This is a genomic window from Candidatus Aegiribacteria sp., from assembly GCA_021108435.1.
In the GTDB taxonomy this organism is placed as follows: Bacteria; Fermentibacterota; Fermentibacteria; order Fermentibacterales; family JCC-6; genus Aegiribacteria.
The window spans coordinates 1-6,098 of the sequence record JAIOQY010000139.1 but is presented as its reverse complement, the minus strand read 5'-3'; the positions used below and the strand labels follow the sequence as shown (position 1 = coordinate 6,098).

5 protein-coding genes are annotated in these 6,098 nt (G+C 44.5%); 4 read left to right on the top strand and 1 reads right to left on the bottom strand.

Annotated features, from left to right (window positions below; translation table 11 throughout):
* Both K8R76_07970 and K8R76_07965 read left to right on the top strand, forming a co-directional pair.
* A partial coding sequence (locus K8R76_07970) for a T9SS type A sorting domain-containing protein (GenBank protein MCD4848111.1) occupies positions 1–606 on the top strand: 606 nt, incomplete at its 5' end.
* A gap of 78 nt (positions 607–684) precedes the next feature.
* The gene (locus K8R76_07965) at positions 685–2,226 is read left to right on the top strand and encodes an HD domain-containing protein (GenBank protein ID MCD4848110.1); all 1,542 of its coding nucleotides are present in this window, start codon (positions 685–687) and stop codon (positions 2,224–2,226) included.
* 11 nt (positions 2,227–2,237) lie between these two features.
* Here K8R76_07965 and K8R76_07960 read toward each other — a convergent pair whose 3' ends face one another.
* Entirely contained in the window at positions 2,238–3,380 is a 1,143-nt protein-coding gene (locus K8R76_07960) for a hypothetical protein (protein ID MCD4848109.1), read from the bottom strand.
* Positions 3,381–3,580: 200 nt separating this feature from the next.
* On the opposite strand from K8R76_07960, the gene K8R76_07955 reads away from it, so the two are divergent.
* On the top strand, positions 3,581–5,065 hold the full coding sequence (locus tag K8R76_07955; GenBank protein MCD4848108.1) for a TldD/PmbA family protein: 1,485 nt from the start codon (positions 3,581–3,583) through the stop codon (positions 5,063–5,065).
* A 3-nt stretch (positions 5,066–5,068) separates the two neighbouring features.
* On the top strand, positions 5,069–6,098 hold a 1,030-nt coding region (locus K8R76_07950), incomplete at its 3' end, for a hypothetical protein (protein ID MCD4848107.1).

The following is a 6,098-nucleotide window of genomic DNA, read 5'->3' as shown; positions in this document are numbered from 1 at the left end:
CTGGTTCAGCATGTACCTGTAGATTCACTGCAGACCGCAGGCAGCCCTGTAACCATAAACGCCCTGATCAGATGCCATCCTGACAACACACTTCTGGATCACGACCTTAATTATAGAATCGGAACCTCGGGGGTGTTCACGACCCTTGCCATGTCATCCAGCAGTGCGGATTCATTCTCGGTCAATATTCCGGGTGTACCGAATGGTGAAACAGTTCAATACTACATTTCAGCTTCTGACAATTCCGGTAGAGATGAAGCACAGCCAAGATTCGCTCCAGGTACCTGGTTTTTTGAATATGAAACCACCACGACCGGGATTGGCGAAGGTGAGATTCCGGTGGGGATATTCGCTCTTAACCGTGTTTCTCCGAATCCATTTCATGGAAGTCTCTCCTTGAATTATTCGGCTGCTTCTCCTGTGACAGTTGTCCTTTCCGTCTATGATATCGCAGGAAGGGCGGTTGAAAGGAGAACTCAGGACATTGACGCGGGCACAGGATCGTTAATATGGAATGCGGACGAGGGGATTCCGGTGGGGATTTATTTTATCAGTTTAGTATGCGGGGATACAGCGGTTACGAAGATGGTAACCCTGATAAGATAGCATCAGATCGTTATTCCAGTGGAGAGGAAACAGGTAACCTGTCTCTTGGATATTTTAACTGAAAATACTGAATTGACTATGGGTGAGATATTCCTTGAATATCTTGATACCCTGTCCTCACCCCGCGATCTGGTCGACAGTGTGTTAATAGGTTTTGCGGAGAGATTATCTGATTACCTTGATTTCATTGAAAACAGAGACAGAGATGAAGATCAGAATTCTTATGAAATAGGAAGAAGACTAAGGGTTCTTGGAGCTCCAATGGAATCCTATAAGATAATGAAGGCGGATGCGTATTATTACAAATACAGAGGTAATGAAAATAAGTTCTGGAAACAGATGTACGTTGCGGGGGCAGTTGCTAATTTAGGATATCCAACGGAAAGTATTCAAAAGGAAACAGGTTACTTCTGTGAAGAGCTTTCAAAAGAAAAGAAAAATCTGCCGTTCCTCCCTTTATTTCTGAATAATTACGCAGGTATACTGCACGTTTATCGCGAGAATTACAGCGATGCGAATGAAGTCTATCGGGAAGCTATTTCAGCAATAAGGAAGATCAGCCCTGAACAGTTTGAAAGTGCGATTGGAAGGAAATACCTCTGGGCACTCAAATTAATATGCAATAATTACACTGATTCATTGCTTGTTACAGAAAGAACGATAAAGGATGATGAGGAATTAGAACGGGTTTTAAGCATTGCTGAAGAAAAATTGGAAGAAACCGAGCATGAACCTGTAAGATGTCTTACGATGCTGAATAAAGCTGAAGCGAAAGCGAGAATGGGTGAGACAGACAAGGCCGATGAAATCCTTGAAAGGACAATCAGAGAAGTAAGTGAAACGAACAGAAGATTCGTAGAACCGGGTTATCATCGAATAAAAGCTCTCATACTGGCAAATAAGGGGAATGCGGAGGAGAGTATTAAACTGATGATCCGTTCACTTGAAGATGCAGGGTACTATGGGACTACACTCTCGGAGACGCTGACGATGAGAGATGGCCTTAACATTTATAACATTCTTGCAAGCAGGAAAGGTTTGAAGGATCTTCACATATTTTTCAAGGAAAAAGGGCTGTTTGAATATCTGTTGAAAGTCCTGAGAATAAAGGACTGGTACCTTGGCAGTGAGCATACAGAAAGCGTTAAGAAGACAGCTGTCGGTATAGCGGAAGTACTGTTACTGAAACAGGATGAAATCAAACTGATAGGAACATCAGCCCAGCTGCATGACATCGGAAAATGCGCAATTCCATGGTACTCATTAAATAAGATTACCCCTCTGGATGATCTTGACTGGGAGGTACTCCAGGTTCATCCGGCGGAGGGGGCAAGGATGCTCAGAAAACTTGGCCTGGAAAAGGAAGCAGATATTACCGAGGATCATCACGAGAGAATAGATGGCAGCGGTTATCCTGAAGGTAAGAAGAATATCGGTCTTTCAACAGAGATAGTGGCAATAAGTGATACTTTTAATGCGGCAATCACACCAAACAGAAAATACAGAATTCCCAAAATGCCCATGGATGTTCTTTATGAACTTAAAAAAGGGAAAGAAGGAAAATTCTCATTACGAGTTATCAGCGCTCTGGAGAAATACGTTCAAGAACAATCCATTTAAATAAACTCTTACTACTGCGGCATATCAATAAGATAGAGCTTTGGCCAGCTGACCGGATCCCTCACCCACGCAACGGCTCCGTTGTCCGTAATTCTGACAGTCATCTCATCGATATCCGGATCATCCAGTTCCAGTGATGCCGTGAAGAGCAACTCGCCACTCATGTCATATACATTCCAGAAGGGGTATCTGTATCCGCCAAGTCGGACCCACAGCCTGTCCAGATTGTCAGTTCCGAGTTCCGAGACGGATCTTCGGTAGAGTATCGGATCAAACTCAAGTTCGATTCCGGACATTCTGCCACTTCTGCCGCTTCTTCTGGAAACGAATTCCTCAAATTCCTCTTCCTCATCGGCAAGCTCTTCATCTGTCTTGAGAACGGACTCAACTTCCTCATTTATCTCGAGGAAGATCTCTCCCCCTGCGAGGTATCCTGTAATATTGATTTCGTTTGCAAATGGCATGGAAACAAACACGTTTCCGGAATTGCCGGAGGTGAATATCGGTGTGCTCTCGGCACCCATTGGCCCCAGCCTGGAAGGATCGAAAGGAATCATATCTTCAGCGTAGATGACAGTTGGTTCAGGATTACTTGCCTCAAGACTGGCTACTGAATAACCCATAAGCCCCTCTTCCCGGTCAAAAGCGGGAAGCAGTCCAGTATAAGTATTACTTCCGGCAGATCTTACAGTAAACGGTGGTCGCGGGAAAAAGCCTGTGACATCCTCTATCCAGACAAGAGAATCATCGAATACCTTTATCGCACCTCCAGCCATGTCAGTGACAATGACCCGGCTGTCTTCCAGAATTGCCATTCCCATCGGGCTCTGAAATTCTCCCGGTCCGCTTCCCTCTCTTCCCGCACTTCCGATATAGTTGCCATCGCTGTCGAACTGGCGAACATTCAATGTTGATAGATCAACAGCAAGAACACCTCCATCAGCTGTCTGAACAGCATCCACTATTCTGCCGAATACAAAATTCGCGTCTCCCAGTTCCACACCTATTGTACGAAGGACAGTCAGCTCAATATGCGGTAGCCCATCGGGCGTTTCATCAATAGCCACACCACCTGTCTGTTCAGTACTGTCGCTGTCACAGGAAGTGATCAGCAGAAAAGTAAATATTGCTGATAGAAGGATCAGTTTTCTCATTAGAACTCCTGTCAAATTATTAATAGATACAAAATTCAGTAACACATATCCTACAAATAATTCTTAGGATTTGCGATATTGTGATAATTCTGTAACAGTTCGTAACAAAACTGGAATTTTGTAAATTTGGTTTGATTCATATATTTGAGAAATCTTACTATTTTCCGGTGATTAAAATATATAGGTAAGGCAGGTATCTGATGACGGATTCGGCGGCGGTGAAGAAGGAGATTTCAAAGAACATATCCAGGATATCTCTGGATGGTGCTGGCTACGTTGACGCGAGGTTCTATCTGGATGACAGCTCTGAGACAATTCTTCTGTATGATGGAGATATGGAAGCTAACGATACGACCGTTGAAAGCGGTATCGGTGTAAGAGTACTCTGGGGTGGCGCATGGGGTTTTGCGGCAACAAGTGATTTGTCCTCATTACGCGCATGTTTTGATAAAGCGCTGCTGAATGCGAAGACAGCTTCAAAACTTGTGAAAGTACCGCTTTTCATGGGTAAACGAGATCCTATTGCAGGTAGTTACTCCTCACCTGTAGCAGTAGATCCTTTCAAAGTGAGTCTGGAAGACAAACTTGGATTTCTGACTCGACTTGATGCTGATCTTGTGGATGATTTTATCCTTAAAAGAATGGTATACGCAAATTTCCAGAAAAAGAGAATTTACTTCCAGAACAGTGATGGCACGGTAATTAACAAGGATCTGGTAAATGTTTTCGGCATGATGATGGTTATGGCTCTGGATTCCGATGGAGAGATGCAGCGAAGAAGTATGAGCCTTTACTCAACCGGTGATGGAACCGGTGGCTGGGAGATGATTTCCAGTCCTGTTCTCTTCGCTGACCATAGCAGCAGAATCAAATCGGAGCTTAAGGAACTCATCGAAGCTGATGCTCTGGAATATGGCAGGAAATCTGTAATTCTCCTTCCAGGGCAAGGTCATCTTCAGGTTCACGAAACCATAGGACATCCTCTGGAGCTTGACAGGATTCTCGGTTATGAACTCTCTTATGCGGGCGGTTCCTTCGTTACTCTTGATTCATTCGGAGAACTGCGATACGGAAGCGATAAATTGTCCGCCTCTTCGTACGGAAGTATTCTGAATTCTCCCGGTTCTTTTGGATACGACGATGACGGGACTCCTGAGAGAGACTATCTGCTTATAGACAGGGGAATTCTGGTAAATGCCCTTACATCAAGAGCTATGGTTAACGAGGCCAATGAGAAAGCAGGACGGGAAGTATTCAGGCAGAGCGGGGGAGTTGCCAGAGCAACTTCATTCTACCGTGCTCCTATAGATAGAATGACAAATGTTAATATTCTGCCGGGTGATGACGGATCGCTTGAGGATATTATTTCCTCTACAGAGGACGGTATCGTGGTTGATAATCCTGTTTCCTGGTCAATCGGTTCAAACAGAGAGCACTTCCACTTCGGATGTGAAATTGCATGGGAAGTTAAAAACGGCGAGAAAACAAGAATTCTCAGGAATCCAACTTATCAGGGGCATACACTTGAGTTCTACAATTCCCTTTCGGCGGTAGGAGACAAATCAACCTGGAGAGTTGAACTGGTTGACAACTGCGGCAAGGGTGAACCAAATCAGGTTATGCAGATAGGCCACGGAGTTCCTGTTGTGAAATTTGATGATGTGATTACCGGAGAAAGGAAGTAGGCCATGCTGGACGTAAACATCAGGAAGATTCTGATGGAAGTAAGGGATCAGGCTGCATCGGAAGGCATTCAGGCTACACTTACGCTGCACCACGAGAAAAGTCATCTAATGCGAGTCGGCAACAGTTCCATTTCTCTCAATACTTCAGAGGATCTGACCAGGCTTGACATTGAAGTTACCGACGGAAGAAAGCAGGCAAGCCAGACTTATCTTGGCATGATTGAAGGAACAGAAACCATAAGGAATGTGCTGGATAAAGCCCTGGAAAAGGCAAGAGTAGCATCTCCTAAAACCTACGATCCAATCCCTGATGAAGTAGAAGAATCAGTACAGGAAGAAAACCAGTATGATGAGGTTCTCGCAAATCTTGATCCAGGCATGAAAGCAGATGCTTACAGAGAGATATTCTCAGAACTGGGTGCGAAGTACAATTACTCCGGATCATGGTCAAGCGGATCAGTGGAAGTCTACATGATAACCACCGCGAATAGAAATGAAGTTTATCACAGAGGAACTGATCAACTGTTCACTGTAGTACTTAAGCATCCCGATAAGAAATGGGAGCTTATTAACACACAGACAGGATGGAGAGCTTCGGATTTCTCTGTCGAAAAGACAGTGAAGGAGCTTGGACGACTAATTCCTGTTTATGAGGAAAATCCGGGATTCAAGGTTGAACCTGGTGAATATACCGTTATCTTCGGTTCTGATGCTGTCTCGGAGATAGTCAACTATGCTGTGTTTACAGGTTTAGCAGGAAGAGGCTGGGAAGAGAAGCAAAGCTGGACTTCTCAGAATAAACCGGGCGATGAAGTCCTTGGAAAGAACATCACGCTTTCTGATGATCCATTCAATCCTCAGACTTTCATGTTCGGTTTTGATATGTCCGGAAGGAAAAGAAAACACTTCCCGCTTATTGAAAACGGAGTCCTGATGAACCTGATGTACGATTCTTCGACAGCGGCAAGGTATAGCAGAGAGCCAACAGGACACAATACACGCTCTCCGGGAATAGTGCTTAATACAGGAGATG